We start from the raw sequence: 24,588 nt of genomic DNA on the forward strand, positions 1-24,588 counted from the left end.
ATCATGAAAGATATCACCAGATACCGGGGCGTCATCCCGGCGTTCTACGCCTGCTACGACAAGGCCGGCGGCATCAGCACGGACGGCGTCCGGGCGCTGACCAGGCACCTAATCGCCAAGGGCGTCAAGGGCGTCTATGTCGGCGGGTCCTCCGGCGAGTGCATCTACCAGCACGTCGATGAGCGCAAGGCCGTGCTGGAAGCCGTCATGGAGGAAGCCCGCGGCCGCATCACCGTCATTGCCCATGTGGCCTGCAACAACACGGCGGACTCCGCCGAGCTGGCCGCCCACGCCGAGGCCTGCGGCGTCGATGCCATCGCGGCCATCCCGCCGATCTACTTCCATCTGCCCGAGTACGCCATCGCCGACTACTGGAATACGATGAGCGCGGCGGCGCCCCACACCGATTTCGTGATCTACAACATTCCCCAGCTGGCCGGCACCGCGCTGACGATGAGCCTGCTGCAGACGATGCTGCAGAACCCCAACGTCGCGGCGGTCAAGAACTCCTCGATGCCCACCCAGGACATCCAGATGTTCAAGGATGCCGGCGTGGCGGCGCGCGGCGAGGACGGCTTTGCGGTCTTCAACGGCCCCGACGAGCAGTTTGTCACCGGCCTGATGATGGGCGCGGACGGCGGCATCGGCGGCACCTACGCCGTCATGCCGGAACTGTTCCTCAAGATGTACGAGCTGGTCGCCCGGGGCGACAACGCCGGGGCCCGCACCCTGCAGTACCAGGCGGACCGCATCATCTACAAGATGTGCGAAGCCAGGGGCAACCTCTACGCGGTCCAGAAGGAGATCCTGCGCCGGATGTACGGCCTGGACCTGGGCGGCGTGCGCGCCCCGCTGCCCAACCTCTGCCCGGAGGATGAGGCGGTCGTGGAGCAGGCCCGCCAGATGATTGAGGCAGCGGTCGCCGGCGCGGCATCGCTGTAACACCGGCCGGCGTCCCCGGCACCCGCAGCGGGGACAGGGGAGCGCCGGCCCTTTTTGGGAGGATTTTGCCATGATCACCGATACGCTGGCTCATCTGGGCCGTCTGCGCGGGCTGCATCCCAACCTGGACACCGCGATCGACTGGCTGGAACACCACGACCTCGCCGCCCTGTCCCCCGGGCGCTGCCCGGTGGAAGGGGAGAAGGTCTTTATCAACGTGATGGACGCCGACCTGCGGGATGCCGCGGGCGCCGCCTTTGAGTACCATCGCCGCTACGCCGACCTGCAGATCGACCTGACCGGCAGCGAGCACTGGGGCTGGGCCGCCGACGGCACGCTGCAGGGCAGCTTTGACGCGGCGGGGGACTGCGGCTTTGCCGTCGGCCCCGAACAGGCCGGCGGTGCGCTGGGCGACGGACGGTTTGCGCTGTTCTTCCCCGGCGAGCTGCATAAGCCCAGCTGCCGGACCCCCGGCTGCGACCGGGTGCGCAAGGCCGTCGTCAAGATCGAGATGCTTCCCTGACCCGCCGCGAAAGGAGTGCACAGCAATGACCAACGAAGCAATTTTTGACCAGATCCGGCACGGCCTCATTGTGTCCTGCCAGGCGCTGGAGAACGAACCCCTCTACACCAAGGAGGGCGGCATCATGCCGCTGATGGCCAAGGCCGCCGCGATGAGCGGCGCCGTGGGCATCCGTGCCAACACCGTGCGGGACATCACCCAGATCAAGGCGGTGGTGAATCTGCCGGTCATCGGCATCATCAAGAAGGACTACCCCGGCACGCCGATGTACATCACGGTCACGATGCGCGAGGTGGACGAGCTGGTGGCCTGCGGCGTGGACATCCTGGCCGTGCAGGGCACCTCGGCCCTGCGCCCCGACGGTGAGACCTCGCCGGACTTCATCCGACGCATCAAGGCCCGCTACCCCGGCCAGCTCGTGATGGCGGACATCGCCACCGACGAGGAGGCCATGGCCTGTGCGCAGGCGGGCGCCGATTTTGTGGGCACCACGATGCGCGGCTACACCCCCGAGACCCAGGGCATTGACGAGACGGACTTTGACTTCATCGCCCGCCTGGCCGCCCACTGCCCGGCCAAAGTCATCGCCGAGGGGCATATCCACTACCCCGAGCAGGCCCGCCGCGCCCTGCAGGCCGGCGCCTTTGCCCTGGTCGTGGGCGGTGCAATCACCCGCCCCGCCGAAATCACCGCCCGGTTCACGGCAGCGATTGGAGATTTGAAATGAAAAGCTATTTTGGCATCGACATCGGCGGCACGGCGGTCAAGCTGGGCCTGGTGGACGAGACCGGCACGGTCTTTGCCCGGGACGAGCGCAGCGTCAGCTTTGACGGCTACCGGACCCCCATCCTGGACACCGTCACGGCGGCGGCGCGGGATTTCCTGGACCGCTGGCACACCGAGGCCGGAAGCCTGTCCGGCATCGGCGTCTCCGCCACCGGCCAGATCGACAGCGTCCGCGGGCTGGTGGCCGGCACCTGCGGCAGCCTGCCCGGCTGGGTCGGCGCGCCGATCCGCGAGACGCTGGAACATGCCTTCTCGTTGCCCGTCACGGTGGCCAACGACGCCAACTGCATGTGCCTGGGCGAGGTCTGGGCCGGCGGGGCGCGCGGCTACACCGACGTGATCGGCGTCACGCTGGGCACCGGCGTGGGCGGCGGCGTGCTGACCGGCGGCCACCTGCTCGAGGGGGCCCGCGGCCTCGGCGGGGAGCTCGGGCATTTCCGGCTCCACGCGCTGGACGGCGCGCCCTGCACCTGCGGGGCCCGGGGCTGCTGGGAACAGACGGCCTCCACCACCGCGCTGGTGCGCCGGGCCAGGGAACTGGACCCCGCGCTGACCGACGGCCGGGCCGTCTTTGCGGCGGCCGCCGCGGGCCGGCCGGAGGTGCTGGACCTGCTTGCCGCCTGGCGTACCGAGATCGCCGAGGGGCTGGCCGGGCTGGTCCATATCTTCAACCCCCAGCTCATCCTGATCGGCGGCGGCGTCAGCGCCCAGCAGGAGCTGCTCATCGAGCCGCTGGCCCGGCAGGTCCGGGACTCGGTCATGCCGGCCTTCGCCAAGGGGCTGGAACTGCGGTCGGCCGCTCTGCAGAACGACGCCGGCCTTGTGGGCGCCGTCTACTATTTCCGCGCGCACCGCGAATAAGGACAAAAGGACCGTGCGGTCCGCCCCATCGGGGGCAGGGACCGCACGGTCCTTGTTTGATTCTTGCGGGATCAGCCGTGCAGCACGCTGCGCAGCTGGGCCAGCAGCGTGGCCTGATAATCGGGATTGAAGGTGCCGTGCAGCAGCTTGGGCAGTGCCTCCTCCTGCAGACGGCGCCAGCTCTCGGCCTCACGGCCGGGCAGGATGGGCACAAAGGAAACCCCGTTGGCCGCGGCGGCCTGGGCGTCGCCCATCGCGTCGCCGACCATCAGCACCTTGCGGCTCTCATAGCCGCAGGCCAGCATCGAGGCAATGGAGTTGGCCTTGCTGCCCACCTCCTGGCCGAAAATCACATCGGCGTGTTTGGCCAGACCGTAGCGGGTCCACTCGCTCTCGATGGCGCTCTCGTTGGCAGCCGAGACCACCGCCACATCGGCGATGGCGTGGAGCTGCCGCAGACTGTCCTCCACCCCCGGGAACGGCCGGAAGGTCGGTTCCAGCGTCTGGATGCGGCGGTTGCAGGCGTTGTTCCACTCCTGCAGCTTGCGCAGCGCCAGACTGCCCGAGCGCAGCACCTCCTGCTGCAGACTGGCCGTGGACAGTTCGGAAGCCGTCGAGACCCAGGCCGAGATCTCCTCGCTGCCCGGGACATCAATGCCGCGGTTTTTCAGCCGGTCAAAGATCAGCACGACGCTTTCAAACCGGGAGATGCCCCGGGTGATGCTGTTCAGGTTGATCTCTTCCCACGCGGCCGAAAGAAAGGCGGCGTGGCTTTCCAGCCCGAACACCCGGATCAGCTCCGGGCAGAACACCGTGCAGTGCTTGATGCGCACCGTGTCCATCACACATCCGTCGGAATCCAGACAGACCAGAAAATCCCGCTTGCGGGAAAAATCACTCAAAGCACTCGACATCACTTAGACCCCCTCCCGGAAACGTCGCTTTGCGTTTCCGTTTCCCTTATCATACCAGAAACTACCAAAAAAGCGCAAGGGGTTTTGTGAAAAATCCATAAAAGCCATGTAAATTTTTATGCCATCGCTTCCCCGATCGGGCCGTGGATCACCAGCGTTGCCATCGAGTCGGCGGGGGTGGGGTCCTTGTTGATGACGACCAGATCATCCCCCCGGAAATACCGGATCAGCCCCGCGGCCGGATAGACGGCCAGGCTGGTGCCGCCCACGATCAGCATGTCGGCGCCGCGGATGGCCCGGACGGCGCCCTCCAGCGTGGCCTCGTCCAGCCCCTCCTCGTAGAGCACGACATCCGGCTTGACGATGCCGCCGCACGCGGTGCAGCGGGGCACCCCGTCCCCGACGCCGGCGGCGTCCTCGATGAACTGGACCGGGTAGGACTTGCCGCACCGGGTGCAGTGGTTGCGCAGCGTCGAGCCGTGCAGCTCGTACACCCGGCGGCTGCCGGCGGCCTGGTGCAGCCCGTCGATGTTCTGGGTCACCACGGCGGTCAGCTTGCCCTGCTGTTCCAGCGCGGCCAGACGCCGGTGCGCGGCGTTGGGCTGCGCGCCGTGAACGATCAGCTTGCTGCGGTAAAAGTCAAAGAATTCCGCCGTGTGGGTCTCGTAAAAGGTGTGAGACAGCATGACCTCGGGCGGGTACTTGAATTTCTGATGGTACAGTCCGTCCACCGAACGGAAATCCGGAATGCCGCTCTCCGTCGAAACGCCCGCGCCGCCAAAAAAGACGATGCGGCTGTACCGGTCCACCAGTTTCTGCAATCGTTGTTCCATGACAGATGCCCCTTTCGTTTTCACGCCGGATCCGGTATAATAAAAACATACCTTTACTATACCGCGTTTTCCTGCAAAAATAAAGGGGGGTTCTCCATGCGTAAAATTACCCGCAGAGAAGTTCTGCTCCACCTGCCCCGCCGTCCGCGGGACGCCAACAAGGGCAGTTTCGGCAGTGTGGCGGCGGTGGCGGGCAGCCTGGCCTACCGCGGCGCCGCGGCACTCTGTGTCGAGGGGGCGCTGCGCTGCGGCGCGGGGCTGGTCTATCTGGCCAGCGTCGAGCCGGTCATCCAGATCGCCCTGACCCGCACGCCGGAATGCTGCGCGCTGCCCTGCCGCACCGACCCGGACGGCGGCATCCTGGCGGCGGACGCCGCGGCGGTGCGCCAGCGCTTTGCCGACCGCCCCGCCGTGCTGCTGGCCGGCCCCGGCCTGGGCAGCAGCGCCGGGCGGGTCCTCAACGCACTGCTGGGGGTGGGGGCTCCCTGGAAGGCCGCCGTGCTGGACGCCGACGCCCTCAACGCGCTGGCGGCAGGGGAACTGGGCAGCTTCCCGCTGCTGCCCGCCGCCACCGTCATCACGCCCCATCCCGGCGAGGCCGCCCGCCTGCTGGGCAGCACCGTCGAGCGGGTGCAGGCCGACCGCGAATCCGCCGCCATCGCCCTGGCCGAGCGGTACGGCTGCGTCGCGGTGCTCAAGGGCGCCGGGACGGTCATCGCCTCGGCGGAATCCGGGCGCGAAACGCTGCTCAACACGACGGGCAACGCCGGCCTGGCCCGGGGCGGCAGCGGCGATGTCCTGACCGGTATGCTGGCCGCCATGCTGGCGCAGGGCCTGTCCCCGATGGATGCGGCGGTCTGCGCGGTCTGGCTCCACGGCGCCGCCGCCGACCTGTGCGCCGAGCGCACCAGCCCGATGACCATGCTGCCCCACGATCTTCTGACCGATCTTGCCCAGCTTGTGCGGGATTTCCCTTGCATTTGAGACGCAGCGGGGGTATACTGTTGGGTGCGGAATTGTTCCGCAAATAGCGCTGTACCTTGAAGAGAGGACGGCAGCAGGAGGAAATTGAATATGAAAACATCCAAGGCAAAGACCCGGTATCTGACGGAGCTGGCGCTTCTGGTGGCGCTGGTGCTTGTCATGTCCTACACCCCGCTGGGGTATCTCCCGGTGGGGCCGCTGCAGCTCAGCCTGCTCTCCATCCCGGTGGCCATCGGCGCGATGACCATCGGTCCGGTGGCGGGCGGCGTCCTGGGCGCCGTGTTCGGGCTGACCAGCTTTTTCAGCGCCCTGCGCGGCGGCTCGCTGATGGGGGAGGCCATGATCGCGGCCAGTCTGTTCGGCACCTTCGTGACCTGCGTTGTGGCCCGCATCCTGATGGGCCTGTGCACCGGCTGGATCTTCCGGCTCGTCTGCCGCGTGCTGCCCCGCAGCCGCAAACTCTGCTGCGCCGTGGGCGGCCTGAGCGCCCCGGTGCTCAACACGGTCTTTTTCATGGGTTCGCTGGTCCTGTTCTTCTACCAGACGGATTACATCCAGAGCATGGCGCCGGCCAATCCGTTCGTCCTCATTGTCGGCATGGTCGGCATCCAGGGCGTCATCGAGGCCGTCCTGGGCTGTGCCGTCTCGACCGTCGTGACGGTGCCGCTGCTCAAATACCTCGGCAAATAACTGCGTTTCTTCCCGCACACCGGCCCGTGTGCGGGATTTTTTTTCGGGATTTCGGGCGGATGTCTTTACATCTTTAGTGTCTAAAAGTATAATGTTCTTATCTGTTCCCCGCGCCGACGGGGCAAGACCGTATCTGTAAAGGGGTGCGTTATGCAACTGGAGCTTTCCGATTTTTCCGCCGTGGAGCGCAGCACGCTGCGTCTGCGGGTTTTGTACGAGAAGGCGGGCTACCGCAAGTTCCGCTGTTCCCGGTTTGAGGAGTATTCGCTGTATCAGCAGAACGAGCGGTTTCTCGCGGATGCGCAGGTCATCACCTTCACCGACCTGGACGGCCATCTGCGGGCGATCCGCCCCGATGTGACGCTGTCCATTGCCAAGAACGCGCAGCCGGCGCCCGGCGAGTGCAAGAAATATTACTACACCGAGCAGATCTGCCGTCCCAGCCGGGAGAGCCACACCTTTGCCGAGATCAGCCAGATGGGCCTGGAGTGCATCGGTGCGGTGGGCCCGGCCGAGCAGGCCGAGGTGCTGCGGCTGGCGCTGCAGAGCCTGGCGGTGCTGGAGGTCCCGGTCGTGCTGGAACTGAGCCATATGGGTTTTGTGACGGCGCTGCTGGATGCCGTCGGGGTGGACCCCGCGGTGCGGCCCCGGCTGCTTGAACTGCTGCGGGACAAAAACGCCCACGAACTGTGTGCCGAGGCCCGGCGGGCCGGCCTGAGTGCCGAGGCCGTGCGGGAGCTGGGCGCGATCCTGACGCTCCACGGTCCGCTGGCCGCCACTTTGCAGGCGGCGCGGACCCACTGCTGCTGTGCCGGCCAGCGCGCCGCCCTCGATGAGCTGGAAGCGCTGTGCGGCGCGCTGGGCCCGGAAGGGGAGGGCATCCAGCTGGACCTGAGCCTGGCCGGCGATATGGAATACTACAACGGCCTGGTGTTCAGCGGCTATGTGGACGGCGTGCCCCGCGCCGTCCTCAAGGGCGGCCGGTACGACCTGCTGGCCCGCCGCTTCACCCCCGGCGCCTGCGCCCTGGGCTTTGCGATGTACCTCGATGAGCTGGAACGCCTCAACGCCCCGATGACCGACGCCGCCCCCGCCGACAGCCGCACCTGGATCAACATTGCGCTGCCCAAGGGCCGCCTGGGCGACAAGGCCTACGGCCTGCTGGCCGCGGCGGGCTACGGCGCCGACGAGGACTACAACGCCACCCGCAAACTGGTGGTGGAAAACGCCCGGGCCGGTGTGCGGTATTTCCTGGTCAAGCCGAGTGACGTGGCCATCTATGTGGAGCATGGCGCCGCCGACCTCGGCATCGCCGGCAAGGACATCCTCGAGGAGTCCGGCGCCGACGTCTACGAGCTGCTGGACACCGGCATGGGCCGCTGCCGGATGTGCGTCGCGGGTCCCAAGGGCTTTGCCGACGACGAGAGCCGCGCCCTGCGGGTGGCGACCAAGTTCGTCAACATTGCCCGCGCCCACTACGAGAGCCGCGGCCGCGATATTGACATCATCAAGCTCAACGGTTCCATCGAGCTGGCGCCCATCCTCGGCCTGTCCGACGTGATTGTGGATATTGTCGAGACCGGCACCACGCTGCGGGAGAACAATCTGGAAGTCATCGAGGAGTTCATGCCCATCTCGGCACGGCTCATTGCCAACAAGGCCAGCTACCGGTTCAAGTACCGGCAGATGACCGCTCTGATTGATAAAATGAAGGAGGCGCTTGCAAAATGATCCGCATTTATGAGTTTGACGCGCTGCGTCCCGAGGAGATTCTCAACCGCGACATCCGCGCCGAGGCCGATGTGGAGGCCGTGGTGGACGGCATCATTGCCGATGTGCGCGCCCGCGGCGACGATGCCCTGCGGGACTATGCCCTCAAGTTTGACCATGCGCATCTGGACAGCATCCAGGTCAGCCAGGCCGAGATCGACGAGGCCTTTGCCGCCACCGATCCGGACTTCCTGCAGACGCTGCGGATGGCGGCCGACAATATCCGCCGCTTCCATGAGCGCCAGGTCCACAAGAATTTTGTCATCAACGACGAGCCCGGCATCGTGCTGGGCCAGAAATACACCCCCATCGAGAAGGCCGGCGTCTATGTGCCGGGCGGCACGGCGGCCTATCCGAGCACCGTGCTGATGGATGTGATCCCCGCCAAGGTCGCCGGCGTGCGGGAGATCGTCATGACCACCCCGGCCGGCCCGGACGGCAAGGTCAACCCCTCCATCCTGGCGGCGGCGGTCATTGCCGGCATTGACCGCATCTTCAAGACGGGCGGCGCCCAGGCCATTGCGGCGCTGGCCTACGGCACCCAGACCGTGCCGGCCGTCGACAAGATCGTCGGCCCCGGCAACATCTATGTGGCCACGGCCAAGCGCAAGGTGTTCGGCAAGGTGGGCATCGACATGATCGCCGGCCCGTCGGAAATCCTCGTGCTGGCGGACGGCGCCAGCAACCCCGCCTGGGTGGCGGCCGACCTGCTCAGCCAGGCCGAGCATGACCGCCTGGCCAGCCCGGTGCTGGTCACGGACAGCCGCGCCCTGGCCGAGGCCGTCCGCGATGAGCTGGAAAAGCAGATCCCGCTGCTGCCCCGCGCCGCCATCGCCCGCGAGAGCGTCGATACCAACGGCAAGATCATCGTGACGGACGACATGGCCCGCGCCGTCGAGGCCGCCAACATCATCGCACCGGAGCACCTGGAAATCTGCGTGGACGATCCCTTCTCGCTGCTCAACAGCATCCGCAACGCCGGCAGCATCTTCCTGGGCCGCAACGTGCCCGAAGCGCTCGGCGACTACTTTGCCGGCCCCAACCACACGCTGCCCACCTCGGGCACGGCGCGGTTCTCCAGCCCGCTGGGTGTGGACGACTTTGTCAAGAAGTCCAGCTTCCTGTACTATACCCGCGACGCCCTGGGCCAGGTCCAGGGACGCATCGCCGACTTTGCCGAGCACGAGGGTCTGCACGCCCACGCCCGCAGCGTGACGGTGCGCTTTGACGACGAGACCTGAGGGAGGGCAGACGCGATGAGCCGATTCTTCACCCCCACGCTGGCCTCGCTGGAACCCTACACCCCCGGCGAACAGCCCAAACTTCCCAACCTCGTCAAGCTCAACGCCAACGAGAACCCCTATCCGCCCGCGCCCGGCGTCGCCGAGGCCGTGGCGGCGGTCATCCCGGGGCTGCGCCTCTACTCTGACCTGACGGCCCGCACCCTCTGCGAGGCCATCGCCGCCCACTGGGGCGTCGCGCCGGAGTGCATCCTCTGCGGCAACGGCAGCGACGAGAACCTGCTGCTGGCCCTGCGTGCCTTCTGTGACGAGACGCACCCCGCCGCCTTTGCGGATATTACATACAGCTTTTACGCCGTGCTGTGCGACCTGATGCACATTCCCACCCACATCCTGCCGCTGCGCCAGGACTTCACCATCGACCTGACGGCCTACCATGGCCTGGGCGAGACCATCGTCATCGCCAACCCCAACGCCCCGACCAGCCTGCTGGCCCCGGTCCAAGGCATCGAGGAAGTGCTGCGCACCAACCCCGACAACGTGGTCATTGTGGACGAGACCTATGTCGAGTTCGCCCCGGACGGCTCCTCCTGCGTGAGCCTGCTCGACCGGTACGACAACCTCGTCATCACCCACACCTTCTCCAAGACCCACAACCTGGCGGGGGCGCGGCTGGGCTACTGCATCGCGTCGCCGGCGCTCATCGCCGACATGAACCGCGTCAAGTTCAGCTACAGCCCCTACAACGTCAATGCGATGACCCAGGCCGCCGGCACCGCCGCCATCCGGGACGAAGCGTACTTCCGCGATGTGCGCGGCCGGCTGCTCGCCACCCGGGACGACACGACCCGCCGCCTGCGGGAGCGCGGCTTCACGGTGGAGGATTCCGCCACCAACTTCCTCTTTGTGACCACCGACCGGATGCCCTGCCGCGACATCTTCACCCGCCTGCGGGAGCGCGGCATCCTGATCCGCTACTTTGACGCGCCGCGGCTGTCCGACCATCTGCGCATCACGATCGGCACGCCGGACCAGATGGAGCGCTTCTTCGCGGCGCTGGACGAGATCCTCGGCCATCCCGCACAGTAAGGGAGGTAACCACCATGATTGCGATTCTGGATTACGGGGTAGGCAACCTGTTCAGCCTCTCCTCCAGTCTGAAAAGCCTGGGTTTGCAGACCGTCGTCACCCGTGACGCCGACGAGCTGCGCGCCGCCGACCGGCTGATCCTGCCCGGCGTGGGCGCCTTTGCCGACGCCATGGACCGGCTGCGCGCCACCGGCCTGGTGCCGGTGCTCCGCGAGGAGGCCGGCCGCAAACCGCTGCTGGGCATCTGCCTGGGCATGCAGCTGCTCTTTGAAAAAAGCCTCGAATACGGCGAGCACGAGGGCCTGGGCCTCATCCCCGGCACGGTCCGCCCGCTGGCCGACGACCTGACCGACCCCACCCTCAAGGTGCCGCACATCGGCTGGAACCGGCTGGATCTGCTGCGGCCCGAGGACCCGCTGTTCCGCTACACCAAGCCCGGCGAGTATGTCTACTACGTCCACAGCTACTACGCCTGCGGCTGTGCCGACTACACGCTGGCCACCAGCGATTACAGCATCCCGGTCACCGGTGCGGTGCGCAACGGGCTGGTGTACGGCACCCAGTTCCACCCCGAAAAATCCGGCGATACCGGTCTGCGGATGCTGCGGGCCTTCGCCGAGCTGTAAAGGAGGTCATCCCATGAATCTGTTCCCTGCCATCGACCTGCGCGGCGGCCGGGCTGTCCGGCTGACCCAGGGCGACTATGACCGGATGACCGTCTACAACGACGACCCGGTGGCCCAGGCCCGCGCCTTCCGGGCGGCGGGCGCGCGGTACCTCCATGTGGTGGATCTGGACGGCGCGCGGGAGGACTCCACCGCCAACCTCGACACCATCGCCGCCATCGCGGCCGGTACCGATATGTACATCGAGGTGGGCGGCGGCATCCGGGACGAAGCGCGCATCCGGCGCTACCTGGACCTCGGGGTGGACCGCTGCATCCTCGGCACCGTGGCCGTGCGGGACTTCGCGTTTGCGGCCCGGATGGCCCGCACCTACGGCGACCGCATCGCCGTCGGCGTCGATATGCGGGACGGCCGGGTGGCCGTCAACGGCTGGCTGGAAGTCACCCCCGAACCCGGCGTGGCATTCTGCCGCCGCTGCGCCGAGGCCGGCGTGCGGGCCGTCATCGCCACCGATATTTCCCGGGACGGCACGCTGCAGGGCACCAACCTGGCACTCTACCGCGAACTGCTGACCATCCCGGATCTGCAGATCACGGCATCGGGCGGCATTGCGGCCCTGTCCGAGCTGGAAGCCCTGCGCGAGATGGGCTGCCATGCCGCCATTCTCGGCAAAAGTCTCTACACCGGCGCCATCGACCTGGCCGAGGCCGTGGCCCGGTTCCAGGACGGGGAGGAGGTCCACGCATGATTACCAAACGCATCATTCCCTGCCTCGACGTCAAGAACGGCCGGGTGGTCAAGGGCGTCAATTTCCGGGGCCTGCAGGATATGGCCGACCCCGTCGAGATGGCCCGGCTGTACAACCGTGCCGGCGCCGATGAGCTGGTGTTTTACGACATCACGGCCAGCGTCGAGGGCCGCGCCATCTTCACCGATATCCTGCGCCGTGTGGCCCAGGAGGTCTTTATCCCGCTCACGGTGGGCGGCGGCATCTCCTCGCTCGAGGACTTTGACCGGGTGCTCAAGTGCGGCGCCGACAAGGTCAGCGTCAACTCGGGGGCGATCCGTCACCCCGACCTGATCGGCGCGGCGGCCCAGCGGTACGGCAACCAGTGCGTCGTGCTCTCCGCCGACATCAAGCGGGTGGACGGCCGGTTCTGCCTCTTCACGGGGGGCGGCCAGGTCAACACCGGCATCGACGCGCTGGACTGGCTGGAACGCGGCGTCCGCGCCGGTGCCGGCGAGCTGGTCGTCAACTCCATCGACACGGACGGCGTGCGCGGCGGCTTTGACCTCGAACTGCTGGACGCCGTCGCGGCGCGCTGCCCGGTGCCCATCATCGCCTCGGGCGGGGCGGGCTGCATGGAGGACTTCCGCGAACTCTTCCTCAACCATCCCGCCGTCGACGCCGGTCTGGCGGCCGGCATCTTCCATTCCCGCGCGGTGGAGATCGGCGAACTCAAGCAGTTCCTGCGCCGCAGCGGCATCGAAGTCCGGCTGTGATTTGCCTCTTGCCAAACGCCGCAAAACACGGTACACTATACTTAATACTTTAGATTGAGGAGCCGTATTATGGAACTCACCGAAAATTCCAAATCGCTGAAATTTGACCGGGACGGCCTGATCCCCGCCATCGTGCAGGACCACTATACCAAGGAGGTCCTGACCCTGGCCTACATGAACGCCGAGACGCTGGCGCTGACCATCGCCGAGGGCCGCACGGTCTTCTGGTCCCGCAGCCGGCAGGAGATCTGGCGCAAGGGCGAAACCTCCGGCAATGTGCAGCGGGTGGTCTCCATCACGGCGGACTGCGACAGCGACGCCCTCGTGGTCGAGGTCATCAAGGAAGGCCCCGCCTGCCATACCGGCGCCGAGAGCTGCTTCTTCCGCCCGGTCTACCTGTCCGATGAACTCAAGCAGTTCAGCTGGCAGGCGCTGTACACCCTGATCGAGGGCCGCAAGACCAACCCCAAGGAAGGCAGCTACACGAGCTACCTGTTCGACAAGGGCCTGGAGAAGATCCTCAAGAAAGTCGGCGAGGAATCCACCGAAGTCATCATTGCCGGCGGCAAGCGCGACAAGGAGGAGACCATCTTCGAGATCAGCGACCTGGCCTACCATGTCCTGGTGCTGATGATCGAGCTGGGCATCTCGGTGGAGGATGTCACCCGCGAACTGGAAAAGCGCCATGTGATCGACCATAAAATCAAGCAGGAGAGGATGCAGTAATGGCAAAGGAATATCTGCTCAGTTCGGTACACGTTCACACGAAGCTGTGCGACGGCAAGAACACGCCCGAAGAACTGGCGGTCATCGCCTGGAAGCAGGGCCTCAGAACGCTGGGCTTTTCGGGCCACAGCCACACCCCGCACGATATCGAATACTGCATGACCAACGCCCGCACCCAGCTGTACCGGGCGCAGGTGGCCAAGCTGCGGGAACGCTATGCCGGCAAGATGGACATTCTGTGCGGCCTCGAGTGGGACCTGCTCAGCGATGACGACCCCTCCGCCTACGACTACTGGATCGGCAGCGCCCACTATGTCCACGGCCCCAAGACCGGCCGCTACTACGAGATTGACTGGCGGGAGGCCGACCTGGCCGCCTGTATCCAGGACGACTTTGACGGGGACGGCCTGGCCGTCACCGAGGCCTACTATGCGAACGTCGCGGCGGTGGCGGCCAAAAAGCCGACCATCCTGGGCCACTTTGACCTGATCAAGCGGGTCAACGGCGGCAACCGCTTCTTTGACGAGAACGACGACCGCTACCTGGCCGCCGCCCGCGGTGCGCTGCAGGCCGCCGCGGACAACCACTGTGTGCTGGAAGTCAACACCGGCGCGGTCTGCCGCGGCTTCCGTCAGGACTTCTACCCCTCGCCGCTGCTCCTGCGCGACTGGCTGGCGATGGGCGGCGAGGTGGTCATCACCTCCGACGCACACGACGCCAAGGCCCTGACCGCCGGCTTTGAGCAGGCGGCCGCACAGCTGCGGGAACTGGGCTACACCCATGTGCAGGTGCTGGGCCGCGAAGGCTTCACACCCTGCGAACTGTAATCACCGCCGACCATACAACAGCGCCGGGCATGGTTGCCATGCCCGGCGTTTTCGGTTATAATGGAAAAAACTACGGCATTGGAAAACCAAGGAAAGGCAGCATCGCCATGAAATTTACCGAGCTCTCCATCCGGCCCGAGATCATCCGGGCCACCCAGGATATGGGCTATACCGAGATGACCGAAATCCAGCAGAAAGCCATTCCGCTCATGCTCGAAGGCCATGACATGATCGCCAAGGCGCCGACCGGCACCGGCAAGACGGTGGCCTTCGGCATTCCCATCCTCGAACAGACCGCCGACGCCCCCGCCGCCGCGCCCCGGGCCGTCGTGCTCAGCCCCACGCGGGAACTGGCGCAGCAGATCGCCCAGGACCTGCGCAACCTGGCCAAGTATCTGCCCGCGGTGCGGGTGGTCTGCGTCTACGGCGGCGCCGGGCTGGACAAGCAGCAGAAACAGCTGAAGGCCGGCTGCCAGATCGTCGTGGCCACGCCGGGCCGCCTGATGGACCATTACCGCCATCATGCGATTGATCTTTCCGCCGTACAGACCATCGTGCTCGACGAGGCCGACGAGATGCTCAACATGGGCTTCTACAAGGATGTGCGCCATATCATCGACCTGATGAAGGCCCGCAAATCCCTCTCGATGTTCTCGGCGACGATCAGCCGCGAGGTGCTGGACATCGGCTGGCTGTACCAGAACAACGCCGCCGAGGTGGACGTGCAGCCCGTCGAGGATTCCAGCCCCAAGATCGACCAGTACAAGCTGCTGACCACCGGCCGCGACAAGCTCGCCGACCTGGCCCAGATCATCATCAGCAAGGACTACAAGCGGGTCATGGTCTTCTGCAACACCAAGTACAACACCGGCATGCTGGCCAACCAGCTGGCCCGGCTCCACTTCAATGTGGACTGCCTCCACGGCGACCTGTCCCAGTCGGAGCGCAACCGCATCATGCAGCGGTTCAAGGCCGGCGAGATCGCCGTCCTCGTGGCGACGGATGTCGCGGCCCGCGGCATCGACGTGTCCGACGTGGACGCCGTCATCAACTACGACGTGCCCGAGGAGAACGAGCACTACACCCACCGCATCGGCCGCACCGGCCGTGCCCGCCGCGAGGGCGCCAGCTACCTCTTCTACACCAAGGAGGAGCAGAAGCGGGTGGATACGCTGCTCCGCCTGACCCGCAACACCGACGACTGCCGCGCCGTCCACTTTGACTTCAACCACGAGAACCTCATTGTGGAGGAAAAGCCCACCGGCGACAAATTCCAGATCAAATGCTATTTCTGATTCCCCGCAACAGAAAAACCGGCGCTTCCCCGACCGTCAAGGCCGGCAGGAAGCGCCGGTTTTTTTGTATCAGTCCGCAAACATCGGGGTGCTCAGGTACCGGTCACCGGTGTCGGGCAGCAGGACCACGATGGTCTTGCCGCGGTTTTCCGGCCGGCGGGCCACCTCGATGGCCGCCCAGAGCGCCGCACCGGACGAGATGCCCACCAGGATGCCCTCGGTCCGGCCGATCCGCCGTCCCATCGCAAAGGCTTCTTCGTTGCCTACCGGCAGCACCTCGTCATACACCTTGGTGTCCAGCACGTCGGGCACAAACCCGGCGCCCAGCCCCTGCAGCTTGTGGGGACCGGCCGCGCCGCCGCTCAGCACCGCGCTGGTGGCAGGCTCCACCGCCACAATCTGTACCCCGGGCTTGCGCTCCTTCAGGTAATGGCCCACGCCGGTCACCGTGCCGCCGGTGCCCACGCCGGCCACAAAGATGTCCACATCGCCGTCGGTGTCCTGCCAGATCTCGGGCCCGGTCGTTTCGTAGTGGGCGCGCGGGTTGGCCGGGTTGACGAACTGCCCCGCCACAAAGGCGTTGGGCAGCTGGGCGGCCAGCTCGTTGGCCTTCTCGATGGCGCCGCTCATCCCCTTGGCACCGTCGGTCAGCACCAGCTCGGCGCCGTAGGCCTTCATCAGAAGACGCCGCTCGACGCTCATCGTCTCGGGCATCACGATGATCAGCCGGTAGCCGCGGGCCGCGGCCACGCTGGCCAGCCCGATGCCGGTGTTGCCGGAGGTCGGCTCAATGATGGTGGAGTCCTTGGTCAGGATGCCCTTCGCCTCGGCGTCGTCCAGCATCGCCCGGGCCACCCGGTCCTTGACCGAGCCGGCCGGGTTCAGGTATTCCAGCTTCGCCAGCAGCCGGGCCTGCAGCCCCTCGGCGGCTTCCAGATGGGTCAGTTCCAACAGCGGGGTGTTGCCGATCAGCTGGTCGGCAGACGTATAAATCTTACTCATAGCAAATGAATCCTTTCTGTACAAATTCCGAACAAGAAACCGTTTTTTGAAAACGGAAGGACATAACAACGATTTATCGAAGAAAAACAGCCGGTTTGTTTTGTAAAACCGGGCCCGCCGATGCCTTTTCCGCTCTTTGGAGGCAACAATACTACTTGATTTTCTCCATATACCTGTAGTACACTAGGAGAAGAACGGAGGCTCACGCGGATGATGGTGTCAACAAAAGGGCGATATGCGCTGCGCGTCATGATAGACCTGGCCGAGCATCGCGCCCGGGGATATGTGCCGCTCAAGGAGATTGCGGCCAGACAGGAGATCAGCGAAAAATATCTCGAAAGTATCCTCAAAACGCTGGTGCACAACCATTTTCTGCAGGGCGTGCGCGGCAAGGGGGGCGGGTATCGTCTGACCCGTCCGCCCGAGCAGTACACGGTGGGCAGCATCCTGCGCCTGACCGAAGGCAGCCTGTCGACGGTGGCCTGCCTCGAACCCGGGGCCCGGGCCTGCCCGCGGATGGCCGAATGTCCGACCTATCCGCTGTGGAGCCGGCTGGACCGGATGGTGGGCAGCTACCTCGACGGCGTGACGCTTGCGGACCTCGTGCCCAAGCCGGGGGCCGGCAACGATTATGTGATCTGATCTGCGGACAGCGGGAAGTGCCGGATGGTGCTTCCCGCTGTTTTTGTCACATCAGCGGTCCGAACAGCCGCAGCACCCCGTTGATCCCGTGCACAAAGCGATCACGCCGCCCGGCATACTGGTCGGTGACCTCGGTGCACTGGGCGAACAGCTCCTCAAAATCCCGGCGCACCGCCGCGACGGCCGGACATCGGCAGAACCAGCAGCCGTTTTCAAAGTGCAGGTAAAGGCTGCGGTAATCCAGGTTGATGGTGCCGCAGGCCGCGGCCTCGTCGTCCATCAGCATCTGTTTGGCGTGCACAAAGCCCGGCGTGTACTCAAACACCCGCACCCCGGCGGTCGCCAGGTCGGCGTAGAAGCTCCGGGTCACCCGGTAGACCACCTTCTTGTCGGGAATGCCCGGCGTCACAATCCGCACATCCACGCCGCGGCGGGCGGCCAGCACCAGGGCGCGCTGCATCTCGTCGTCGATGATCAGGTAGGGGGTCGTCAGGTACAGCCGCTTGCGGGCCGCGCCGATCATGTTCAGATAGACATCCTCCCCGGTCGGCAGCCCGTCCAGCGGGCTGTCCGCATAAGGGATCACAAAGCCGGCCGCCTCCTGCGGGACCGCCGCCGGCACCAGGAAGGGCCGCGGGTCCTCCGGCGTTTTCTGGGTGGCGGTCCACATTTCCAGAAAGATGACCGTCAGGCTGCGCACGGCGCCGCCTTCCAGCCGCACGCCGCTGTCCTTCCAGCGGCCGTAGGGACTCGTCAGATTGAAATACTCGTCGGCCAGGTTGTACCCGCCCGTAAACCCGACCTGCCCGTCCACGACGGTGATCTTGCGGTGGTCGCGGTTGTTCATAAAGACGTTCAGCACCGGCACCAACGGATTGAACACCCGACATCGGATGCCCTCGCTCTCCAGCCGGCGCACAAAAGGCTTGCTCAGGAATCCCAGGCTGCCCATGTCGTCGTAAAAGACCCGCACATCCACGCCCGCGGCGGCCTTGGCGGCCAGGATTTCCTCCAGCCCGCGCCACGCCGTCGAATCCTCGATCGCGTGGTATTCCATGAAGATGAACCGCCGGGCGCTGCGCAGCGCCTCCTTCTGGGCTTCCAGCGCCTCGCAGGTGTCGCCGTAGTAGGTCACCCGGGTGTCGGCATAGACGGGGAAGCCGGCGCTCTGCCGCAGGTAGCGCGCCTGGTTGGCCAGTAGCGGGTCCTGCTGTTCCATGGCCCGGGCCGCGTCGGGGTCCTGGGGCAGAAACTCCACGATGTGCTGGTCGATCTGCCCGAACTTGCGCCGCATCAGAAGGTTGGCGCTCTCCTGCCCGAACATCAGGAACAGACACAGCCCCAGCACCGGGAACAGCAGGATCAGCACGATCCAGGAAATCTTGTAGGCGGCGTTCATCCGTTCGCTGCAGATGTGCAGCACGACCAGCAGACTGAGCAGACCGGTGAACAGCGAGATGAAGGCATAGTACCGGTTGAGCCGCATCACCAGCCAGACGATCCAGCCGACCTGCAGCAGTACGCTGACGGCGACCAGAACCCCCCGGCTCACGCTGTTTTTGATGGTCTGACGCTTTTCTTCGGTCCTGACAGGCATCCGAGTCCCTCCCTCTCTTCGACAGATACCTTTACTGTATCACGCGCGGGCGGTTTTGTAAAGCCGCACGCCCCGCCCGGCCGCGGCATAGGCTGTCGAAGGAGGTGGTAGTATGCCCAACGGAACGTTACAGATTTATCTCTCGGTCGCCCAGGGAGCCGCACCGCTGGCCGGAGCCTCGGTGGAGGTCCTCTCGGAAAGCGGAGATCCGCTCTACCTTCTGGTGACCGACGCCGACGGCGCAGCCGGTCCGGTCTCGCTCCAGACACCCGCCAAAGAGTACAGCCTGGAAGAGGACAACACCACGGTGCGCCCCTACGCGGTCTGCACGGTGCGGGCCTCGCTGGAAGGCTGGCAGACGACGGTGCTCAACGGCGTGCAGATCTTTGAAGGCCAGCAGTCGGTGGCGCGGATCAACCTGATGCCGCTGACCCGCGGCTATTCCGGCCAGACCAACGAGATCGACATTCCCGAACATCCGCTCTTTGCGGGCAACGGCGGCAGCGGCCCCGCCCCGGAGGAAACCGGAATCAACCCCGCCGTCCTCAGCGAGGTCGTGATTCCCCAGAAAATCACCGTCCATCTGGGCCGCCCCACGGCCAGCGCTTCCAACGTGACGGTGAGCTTCCAGAGTTATATCGCCAACGTGGCCTCCTGCGAGGTCTATCCCACCTGGCCGGAACAGGCCCTGCGGGCCAACATCCTGGCGCAGATCAGCCTTGCGCTCAACCGCATCTATACCGAATGGTATCCCAGCCGGGGATACTCCTTCAACATCACGGGGTCGCCGGCGGTGGACCAGGCCTATGAACAGGGCCGCACGGTCTTTGCGATCATGGAAAAGCTCACCGCCGAACTGTTCAGCACCTATGTCCGCCGCACGGGGGACGCCGAGCCCTATTTCACCGAGTACTGCGACGGCAAGAACGTCACCTGTGCCGGCATGAAACAGTGGGGCACGGTGGACCGCGCCAAGGAGGGCATGTCGGCCTTGCAGATCCTGCGCTACTACTACGGCAGCCGGGTCCAGCTCGTCACCAGCTCCAACATTGCGGCCATCCCCCAGAGCTACCCCGGCAGCCCGCTGCGCCGGGGCTCCACCGGCACGGCGGTCCGGGTGATCCAGAAACAGCTTTCCCGCATTGCCAAGGATTATCCCAGCTTCGGCAAGCCGGCCGTCACCGGGACCTTTGACGAGGCCACCGAAACGAGTGTCCGCAATTTCCAGAAACAGTTCTCCCTCACGGTGGACGGCGTGGTCGGCCGCTCCACCTGGTACAAGATCAGCTATATCTATGTCAGCGTCAAGGACCTTGCCGAGCTGACCAGCGAGGGCGAGGATTTCACCGGCACCCAGAGCGCCGGCGTCTGGCCCGGCGTCGTGCTGCGCCGGGGCAGCACCGGCGTCGAGGTCGAGCAGGTCCAGTTCTGGCTGTCCGGGCTGGCGCAGTTCGACACCGCCATCCCCAGCATCTCGGTGGACGGCGTCTTTGGCTCCGGCACCGAGAAGGCGGTCAAGGCCTTCCAGAAATCCGCCGGACTGACCCAGGACGGCGTGGTGGGGCAGGCCACCTGGAATGCCCTCTATGCCCGGTGGGTGGATGTCCAGAGCGATGCGGGCGGCACGGCCTATCCGGGCACGGCGCTGCGCCGGGGCAGCAAGGGCATCGAGGTGCGGCTGGTCCAGTTCTGGCTGCGTCTGGCCGCCGACAAGTATTCCACCATCCCCGCGGTGACGGTGGACGGCAACTTCGGCGCGGGCACCGAGACCGCGGTCAAGGCCTTCCAGAAGCTGTTCGGCCTGACCCAGGACGGCGTGGTGGGCCGTGCCACCTGGGCCAAGCTCAACGAGGTGGGCCTGGCCGTGGCCAACGACCTGGTGGATGCCGGCGTCAAACCCGGCGAGTTCGTCCGCACCCTGCGCGAGGGCAGTTCCGGCACGCCGGTGCGGGCGCTGCAATATTATCTGCGGCTGCTCTCCGCCTACTATGACGATGTGCCCTCCGTCACGGTGGACGGCATCTTCGGCGCGGCGACCCGGCGGGCCGTCGAAGCCTGGCAGAAGCACGCCGGCCTGACGGTGGACGGCATTGTGGGGTCCAAGACCTGGCAGAGCATCTACAACGCCGCCCAGGCCATCCCCCGCAGCGGCCCGGTGGCCCGCAATGCCCGCATTGACCCGCCCCAGCGCACCCTGCGCCCCGGCGATACCGGCCCGCTGGTGACCACCCTGTCCCAGACGCTGGCCTTCCTGGGCAGCTGGATGCCCGAAATTCTGCCCTGTACCGTCACCGACATCTTCACCCCGGCCCTCGAAGCCACGGTCCGCAGCGCCCAGACGGCGCTGGACCTCACGGCCACCGGCATCGTGACGGCGGGGGACTGGGCGGCCTTCTATCAGGCGGCCCTGGATTTCGCCGAGGTCAACCCGGCGGCGCCCGCCCCCGAACCGGAGGACATCTGGCCCGGCGCGGTGCTGGCGCAGGGCAGTGCCGGCCCGGCGGTGCTGCAGGTCCAGCGGTGGCTCAACGCCGTCAACGCCGCCTGCTGCGGCACCCAGACCGTCGAGGAGACCGGCAGCCTGGATGCCGCCACCGCCGCCGCGCTGGAAGCCTACCAGCGCCGGGTCGGTCTGGCACCGCTCGGCATTGTGGACGACGCAACCTGGAACAGTCTGAAGGCGGTCGCTGCGGCTTCGGCCTGAACGAAAGGAGGGAAACCGACATGGCAAAGCTCTTCATGTACGACAGCTACAACAACAAACTGCTGGTCTACAACAACATCAGCGTCAGCGATCCGATGCCGTACAGCTACGGCGGGACGCTGACCGTGCGGGAATTCCGCGGCTCCTCCGGCGCCAACGTGCTGTGGAGCACCACGGCCGCCATGGAGGCCTGGAACCTGACCCGCCGCAAATACGGCGCGGGCATCCCGGTGGGCTACGCCTTCAAGCGCATCTGGGAGGGCGGCCACGGCACGCTCAGCCAGCACTATGCCGGCGTGGCGTTCGATGTCGGCCAGTCCGGCACGGCGGCCTCCCGGCGGGCCATCTACAATGCCGCCGTGGCCACCGGCGCCTGGGGCTATGTCGAGCCGCTCTCGATGACGCCCACCTGGGTGCATTTTGACCGCCGGTACGGCAAACCCGCCTGTTCGGGCACCACGTCGGGGTATCCGACCTGCCGGCGCGGCGACCGCAACACCTATGTGCTGATCCTGCAGGACGCCCTCAACGCGCTGGGCTATTCCACCGGCACGCTGGACGGCATCTTCGGCACCAAGACCTACAACGCCCTCGTGGCGGCCCAGCGCAGTTTCGGCCTGACGGCGGACGGCATCTGCGGATGCAATACCTGGAAAAAGATCTCCTCCGCCGCGCTGGGCATCGGCCGGACCAAAACGGTCATTGATTCCTGACCGCGGCCACGATATAATAAATGCAAAAGACAACCAACAGCAAGGAGGTCCCCCGATGGAAGACATGATGGAATTTTTGCGCACCCGCAGAACCTACCGCCGGTTTGCCCAGCGCCCGGTTGATCCCGCGATTGTCCGGGAAATTCTCGAGGCCGCCCGCATTGCCAGCTGCGGCGCCAACCGCCAGACGCTGCGCTATGCGGTCATCCAGAGCCCCGAGGCCGTGGCGCGTATGCAGCCGCTCGTGCATTGGGCGGCCTACCTGCCGCCCGAGCAGGGCACGCCCGGCCCCGATCAGACGCCGGTGCTCTTCATTGCGGTCTGCCAGGACGAAAGCCTGCCCGGGTGCAACGATACCGACGAGGGCCTGGCCCTGGGCAGCATGACGGCAGCCGCCTGGGCCCACGGGGTGGGCAGCTGCATCATGCGCGCCATTGACCGCCCGGCCATCTCGGAGCTGATCGGGCTGCGCGAGCCGCTCAAGCTGCGCACGGTGGTGGCGTTCGGGTATCCGCTCCACAAGAGCCGCATCGTCGAGATGAAGGACGATGTCAAGTATTATCTCGATGAGGAGGGCAACTACTGCGTGCCCAAGCGCCGGATGGAGGACATCCTGATCAAAACGCTGTAAAAAACGCGGCGGAGTCGTTGGAGGCTCCGCCGCGTTTGTATAGATTGGTTATTTCCGGCCGCGCTGCAGTTCAATCCAGGCCAGGTCGCCGCGTTCCAGGCCGTGGATCAGCACCTCGGCGGTGGCAATGTTGGTGGCCACCGGGATGGTGTGCATATCGCACAGCCGCAGCAGGGTCACGGCATTGGGCTCGTCGGGCCGGGCGTTGACAGGGTCACGGAAGAACAGCAGCATATCAATCTCGCCGCAGGCAATCATCGAGGAGATCTGCTCCGCGCCGCCCCGCGCGCCGGGATAGAGGCACCGGACCGGAAGCCCGCATGCGTCATGAACCACTTTGCCGGTCACGCCGGTGGCAACCAGTTCGTTCTGTGACAGAATCCGCACATAGGCGGTGCAGAACTGGGCCAGAAGTTCTTTGCGGGAATCGTGGGCGATCAATGCGATCCTCAAGGTAAGTGCCTCCAAACGAATAAAATATAAGACTATCATAAAATAATCTGACGAAAAATGCAAGACCTCTTTGTGGAAAATGCCCCCATTTGCCGTAGATATGAACATCCTTACTAAAAAACGTGGAATAATTTTGGGCAAACGGTTGGCATTGAATATGGTATAATGAGGAAAATCCAAGCGTATCGTGAGGATACGCACGCCAAAGGAGGAAGCCAAACCATGAAGAAATCCGCACAGCCCGTGATCCGTGAGGGCGCCTGCTATACCATCGCCGCTGCCAACGGCCGCGTACTGGAGGTGGCGGACTTCAACACCGAAAACGGCGCTTCCGTGCGCCTTTGGAGCTACGAAGGCCAGCCCTGGCAGCAGTGGCTGTTCGAGGAGGCTGCCGACGGGCAGTACCGCATCAAGAACCGCTTTACCGGCAAGGTCATGGACCTGGCCATGAGCGGTGTGGTCAACGGGACCTGGATTCACCAGTGGTCCACCACGTCCGGCAAGGGACAGCGTTGGCAGATCATCCCGGCCGAGAACGGCAAGGTCAAGATCCGCAACATCCTGGCGGACAAGGTCATTGACCTGGTGGGCATGCGGGTGGACAACGGAACCCAGGCGCAGATCTGGCAGGACGTTTTCGGCGAAAATCAGCTCTGGACCATCCGTCCCGTGCCGGACAAGCTGCTGCAGCGCGACATGCCCAAGCCGGAACCCCGCAAGGAAGCTGTCAAGTCCACGCGCACCCAGACCGGAACCGCGTCCCGCGCCAAAAAGACATCGGGCAAGGGTGCCCGCCGCGCCGCCAAGTGATTGCTCCGCCGTTCCGACGCACGGCAGATTCATCGGATCAAAGGCCGTCCCCGCAGTGGGGGCGGCCTTTTTGTGTCCGGCGGGAGTGCTGGGGAATGGTGTGGGGGTGGGGCGTTCGTTTCTGCGGTTTCCGCTGCCCGCGGTTCTCTGCGATGCCCCTGCAAGCGGCCCCGGCTTTCCCGCGAGCCGCCCGCCCCGCCTTTCCCGCGAGCAGCCGCCCGCCCCTCACCGCGTGACCTGGCCCCGCCGCCCGGGCCCCGACTTTCCGCGAGCAGCCGTCCGCCCTTCGCCGCGTTACCACATCCCGCTGCCCCTGACCCCTTCGCCGCCCACCCCGCAAAGCCTGCCGCCCGGTTTCTTCTATTGGCCTTGTCGCGCCTTTTCCCGGCCCGTCACCCCGCCGGATGCCGCCCGCCCCGCCCGGCC

25 protein-coding genes are annotated in these 24,588 nt (G+C 65.7%); 20 read left to right on the forward strand and 5 right to left on the reverse strand.

The window, feature by feature from the left end; all coding sequences use genetic code 11:
• Window positions 1-3 precede the first annotated feature (3 nt).
• The 4 genes from U0L91_RS10185 (at window position 4) to U0L91_RS10200 (ending at window position 3,112) form a co-directional block, all read left to right on the forward strand.
• On the forward strand, window positions 4-942 hold the full coding sequence (locus tag U0L91_RS10185) for a dihydrodipicolinate synthase family protein (RefSeq protein ID WP_330046649.1): 939 nt from the start codon (window positions 4-6) through the stop codon (window positions 940-942).
• 70 nt (window positions 943-1,012) lie between these two features.
• A complete protein-coding gene (locus U0L91_RS10190) occupies window positions 1,013-1,465 on the forward strand; it encodes a NanQ anomerase/TabA/YiaL family protein (RefSeq protein WP_330046651.1) in 453 nt (150 codons plus the stop codon).
• Window positions 1,466-1,490: 25 nt separating this feature from the next.
• Entirely contained in the window at window positions 1,491-2,192 is a 702-nt protein-coding gene (locus U0L91_RS10195; RefSeq protein WP_330046653.1) for an N-acetylmannosamine-6-phosphate 2-epimerase, read from the forward strand.
• Complete coding sequence (locus U0L91_RS10200) at window positions 2,189-3,112, forward strand: ROK family protein (protein ID WP_330046655.1); 924 nt, start codon at window positions 2,189-2,191, stop codon at window positions 3,110-3,112. The genes U0L91_RS10195 and U0L91_RS10200 overlap by 4 nt, the downstream gene beginning before the upstream one ends.
• A 71-nt stretch (window positions 3,113-3,183) precedes the next feature.
• Here the strand turns inward: U0L91_RS10200 and U0L91_RS10205 are convergent, their stop codons facing one another.
• Together U0L91_RS10205 and U0L91_RS10210 are read right to left on the reverse strand one after the other, a co-directional pair.
• The gene (locus tag U0L91_RS10205) at window positions 3,184-4,026 is read right to left on the reverse strand and encodes an HAD family hydrolase (RefSeq protein ID WP_330046657.1); all 843 of its coding nucleotides are present in this window, start codon (window positions 4,024-4,026) and stop codon (window positions 3,184-3,186) included.
• Window positions 4,027-4,142: 116 nt separating this feature from the next.
• Complete coding sequence (locus U0L91_RS10210) at window positions 4,143-4,859, reverse strand: NAD-dependent protein deacylase (RefSeq protein ID WP_330046659.1); 717 nt, start codon at window positions 4,857-4,859, stop codon at window positions 4,143-4,145.
• A gap of 96 nt (window positions 4,860-4,955) precedes the next feature.
• Between U0L91_RS10210 and U0L91_RS10215 the strand changes: the two genes are divergently transcribed.
• From U0L91_RS10215 to U0L91_RS10265, 11 genes are all read left to right on the forward strand, one after another.
• On the forward strand, window positions 4,956-5,843 hold the full coding sequence (locus U0L91_RS10215; RefSeq protein WP_330046661.1) for an NAD(P)H-hydrate dehydratase: 888 nt from the start codon (window positions 4,956-4,958) through the stop codon (window positions 5,841-5,843).
• A 90-nt stretch (window positions 5,844-5,933) separates the two neighbouring features.
• Window positions 5,934-6,533: an ECF transporter S component gene (locus U0L91_RS10220; RefSeq protein ID WP_330046662.1), complete on the forward strand. Its 600-nt coding sequence runs from the start codon at window positions 5,934-5,936 to the stop codon at window positions 6,531-6,533.
• A gap of 150 nt (window positions 6,534-6,683) precedes the next feature.
• Window positions 6,684-8,264: an ATP phosphoribosyltransferase gene (gene hisG, locus U0L91_RS10225; RefSeq protein ID WP_330046664.1), complete on the forward strand. Its 1,581-nt coding sequence runs from the start codon at window positions 6,684-6,686 to the stop codon at window positions 8,262-8,264.
• A complete protein-coding gene (hisD, locus tag U0L91_RS10230; RefSeq protein ID WP_330046666.1) occupies window positions 8,261-9,544 on the forward strand; it encodes a histidinol dehydrogenase in 1,284 nt (427 codons plus the stop codon). The genes hisG and hisD overlap by 4 nt, the downstream gene beginning before the upstream one ends.
• A 15-nt stretch (window positions 9,545-9,559) precedes the next feature.
• Entirely contained in the window at window positions 9,560-10,633 is a 1,074-nt protein-coding gene (locus U0L91_RS10235; protein WP_330046668.1) for a pyridoxal phosphate-dependent aminotransferase, read from the forward strand.
• Between the two features lie 14 nt (window positions 10,634-10,647).
• The gene (gene hisH / locus U0L91_RS10240) at window positions 10,648-11,259 is read left to right on the forward strand and encodes an imidazole glycerol phosphate synthase subunit HisH (protein WP_330046670.1); all 612 of its coding nucleotides are present in this window, start codon (window positions 10,648-10,650) and stop codon (window positions 11,257-11,259) included.
• A gap of 13 nt (window positions 11,260-11,272) precedes the next feature.
• Window positions 11,273-12,007 carry a 1-(5-phosphoribosyl)-5-[(5-phosphoribosylamino)methylideneamino]imidazole-4-carboxamide isomerase gene (gene hisA, locus U0L91_RS10245; protein ID WP_330046673.1) on the forward strand — a complete coding sequence of 245 codons (735 nt, stop codon included), beginning with the start codon at window positions 11,273-11,275 and terminating at the stop codon, window positions 12,005-12,007.
• Window positions 12,004-12,762 (forward strand): imidazole glycerol phosphate synthase subunit HisF, encoded by a 759-nt coding sequence (gene hisF / locus U0L91_RS10250; protein ID WP_330046675.1) that lies wholly within the window; start codon window positions 12,004-12,006, stop codon window positions 12,760-12,762. Before hisA ends, hisF begins: the two co-directional genes overlap by 4 nt.
• A gap of 69 nt (window positions 12,763-12,831) precedes the next feature.
• Window positions 12,832-13,488, forward strand: a complete 657-nt coding sequence (hisIE, locus tag U0L91_RS10255) for a bifunctional phosphoribosyl-AMP cyclohydrolase/phosphoribosyl-ATP diphosphatase HisIE (RefSeq protein WP_330046676.1) — start codon at window positions 12,832-12,834, stop codon at window positions 13,486-13,488.
• Window positions 13,488-14,315, forward strand: a complete 828-nt coding sequence (locus U0L91_RS10260; RefSeq protein ID WP_330046677.1) for a PHP domain-containing protein — start codon at window positions 13,488-13,490, stop codon at window positions 14,313-14,315. Before hisIE ends, U0L91_RS10260 begins: the two co-directional genes overlap by 1 nt.
• Before the next feature lie 107 nt (window positions 14,316-14,422).
• Window positions 14,423-15,610 (forward strand): DEAD/DEAH box helicase, encoded by a 1,188-nt coding sequence (locus tag U0L91_RS10265; protein ID WP_330046679.1) that lies wholly within the window; start codon window positions 14,423-14,425, stop codon window positions 15,608-15,610.
• 69 nt (window positions 15,611-15,679) lie between these two features.
• Here U0L91_RS10265 and cysK read toward each other — a convergent pair whose 3' ends face one another.
• A complete protein-coding gene (gene cysK, locus U0L91_RS10270) occupies window positions 15,680-16,612 on the reverse strand; it encodes a cysteine synthase A (RefSeq protein WP_330046680.1) in 933 nt (310 codons plus the stop codon).
• 210 nt (window positions 16,613-16,822) lie between these two features.
• On the opposite strand from cysK, the gene U0L91_RS10275 reads away from it, so the two are divergent.
• Window positions 16,823-17,254, forward strand: a complete 432-nt coding sequence (locus U0L91_RS10275; protein ID WP_330046682.1) for an RrF2 family transcriptional regulator — start codon at window positions 16,823-16,825, stop codon at window positions 17,252-17,254.
• Window positions 17,255-17,300: 46 nt separating this feature from the next.
• Here U0L91_RS10275 and cls read toward each other — a convergent pair whose 3' ends face one another.
• Entirely contained in the window at window positions 17,301-18,851 is a 1,551-nt protein-coding gene (cls, locus tag U0L91_RS10280; protein ID WP_330046683.1) for a cardiolipin synthase, read from the reverse strand.
• 112 nt (window positions 18,852-18,963) lie between these two features.
• On the opposite strand from cls, the gene U0L91_RS10285 reads away from it, so the two are divergent.
• From U0L91_RS10285 to U0L91_RS10295, 3 genes are read left to right on the forward strand one after another with little or no spacing between them, the layout of a single operon-like run.
• Complete coding sequence (locus U0L91_RS10285) at window positions 18,964-21,555, forward strand: peptidoglycan-binding protein (protein ID WP_330046685.1); 2,592 nt, start codon at window positions 18,964-18,966, stop codon at window positions 21,553-21,555.
• Between the two features lie 20 nt (window positions 21,556-21,575).
• On the forward strand, window positions 21,576-22,268 hold the full coding sequence (locus U0L91_RS10290) for a peptidoglycan-binding domain-containing protein (RefSeq protein WP_330046687.1): 693 nt from the start codon (window positions 21,576-21,578) through the stop codon (window positions 22,266-22,268).
• A gap of 55 nt (window positions 22,269-22,323) precedes the next feature.
• Complete coding sequence (locus U0L91_RS10295) at window positions 22,324-22,899, forward strand: nitroreductase family protein (protein WP_330046689.1); 576 nt, start codon at window positions 22,324-22,326, stop codon at window positions 22,897-22,899.
• Window positions 22,900-22,947: 48 nt separating this feature from the next.
• Here the strand turns inward: U0L91_RS10295 and U0L91_RS10300 are convergent, their stop codons facing one another.
• Window positions 22,948-23,352, reverse strand: coding sequence for a methylglyoxal synthase (locus U0L91_RS10300; protein ID WP_330046691.1), 405 nt, complete (start codon window positions 23,350-23,352; stop codon window positions 22,948-22,950).
• Window positions 23,353-23,574: 222 nt separating this feature from the next.
• Here U0L91_RS10300 and U0L91_RS10305 point away from each other — a divergent pair, with 222 nt between their 5' ends.
• Window positions 23,575-24,162 carry an RICIN domain-containing protein gene (locus U0L91_RS10305; RefSeq protein WP_330046693.1) on the forward strand — a complete coding sequence of 196 codons (588 nt, stop codon included), beginning with the start codon at window positions 23,575-23,577 and terminating at the stop codon, window positions 24,160-24,162.
• The last annotated feature ends 426 nt before the right edge of the window (window positions 24,163-24,588 follow it).

It is taken from the genome of Gemmiger sp. (assembly GCF_036306485.1).
In the GTDB taxonomy this organism is placed as follows: domain Bacteria; phylum Bacillota; class Clostridia; order Oscillospirales; family Ruminococcaceae; genus Gemmiger.

Coding starts and splice junctions, on each gene's coding strand:
- U0L91_RS10185 (WP_330046649.1), top strand. CDS start 4: ATGAAAGATATCACCAGATACCGGGGCGTCATCCCGGCGTTCTACGCC.
- U0L91_RS10190 (WP_330046651.1), top strand. CDS start 1,013: ATGATCACCGATACGCTGGCTCATCTGGGCCGTCTGCGCGGGCTGCAT.
- U0L91_RS10195 (WP_330046653.1), top strand. CDS start 1,491: ATGACCAACGAAGCAATTTTTGACCAGATCCGGCACGGCCTCATTGTG.
- U0L91_RS10200 (WP_330046655.1), top strand. CDS start 2,189: ATGAAAAGCTATTTTGGCATCGACATCGGCGGCACGGCGGTCAAGCTG.
- U0L91_RS10205 (WP_330046657.1), bottom strand. CDS start 4,026: ATGTCGAGTGCTTTGAGTGATTTTTCCCGCAAGCGGGATTTTCTGGTC.
- U0L91_RS10210 (WP_330046659.1), bottom strand. CDS start 4,859: ATGGAACAACGATTGCAGAAACTGGTGGACCGGTACAGCCGCATCGTC.
- U0L91_RS10215 (WP_330046661.1), top strand. CDS start 4,956: ATGCGTAAAATTACCCGCAGAGAAGTTCTGCTCCACCTGCCCCGCCGT.
- U0L91_RS10220 (WP_330046662.1), top strand. CDS start 5,934: ATGAAAACATCCAAGGCAAAGACCCGGTATCTGACGGAGCTGGCGCTT.
- hisG (WP_330046664.1), top strand. CDS start 6,684: ATGCAACTGGAGCTTTCCGATTTTTCCGCCGTGGAGCGCAGCACGCTG.
- hisD (WP_330046666.1), top strand. CDS start 8,261: ATGATCCGCATTTATGAGTTTGACGCGCTGCGTCCCGAGGAGATTCTC.
- U0L91_RS10235 (WP_330046668.1), top strand. CDS start 9,560: ATGAGCCGATTCTTCACCCCCACGCTGGCCTCGCTGGAACCCTACACC.
- hisH (WP_330046670.1), top strand. CDS start 10,648: ATGATTGCGATTCTGGATTACGGGGTAGGCAACCTGTTCAGCCTCTCC.
- hisA (WP_330046673.1), top strand. CDS start 11,273: ATGAATCTGTTCCCTGCCATCGACCTGCGCGGCGGCCGGGCTGTCCGG.
- hisF (WP_330046675.1), top strand. CDS start 12,004: ATGATTACCAAACGCATCATTCCCTGCCTCGACGTCAAGAACGGCCGG.
- hisIE (WP_330046676.1), top strand. CDS start 12,832: ATGGAACTCACCGAAAATTCCAAATCGCTGAAATTTGACCGGGACGGC.
- U0L91_RS10260 (WP_330046677.1), top strand. CDS start 13,488: ATGGCAAAGGAATATCTGCTCAGTTCGGTACACGTTCACACGAAGCTG.
- U0L91_RS10265 (WP_330046679.1), top strand. CDS start 14,423: ATGAAATTTACCGAGCTCTCCATCCGGCCCGAGATCATCCGGGCCACC.
- cysK (WP_330046680.1), bottom strand. CDS start 16,612: ATGAGTAAGATTTATACGTCTGCCGACCAGCTGATCGGCAACACCCCG.
- U0L91_RS10275 (WP_330046682.1), top strand. CDS start 16,823: ATGATGGTGTCAACAAAAGGGCGATATGCGCTGCGCGTCATGATAGAC.
- cls (WP_330046683.1), bottom strand. CDS start 18,851: ATGCCTGTCAGGACCGAAGAAAAGCGTCAGACCATCAAAAACAGCGTG.
- U0L91_RS10285 (WP_330046685.1), top strand. CDS start 18,964: ATGCCCAACGGAACGTTACAGATTTATCTCTCGGTCGCCCAGGGAGCC.
- U0L91_RS10290 (WP_330046687.1), top strand. CDS start 21,576: ATGGCAAAGCTCTTCATGTACGACAGCTACAACAACAAACTGCTGGTC.
- U0L91_RS10295 (WP_330046689.1), top strand. CDS start 22,324: ATGGAAGACATGATGGAATTTTTGCGCACCCGCAGAACCTACCGCCGG.
- U0L91_RS10305 (WP_330046693.1), top strand. CDS start 23,575: ATGAAGAAATCCGCACAGCCCGTGATCCGTGAGGGCGCCTGCTATACC.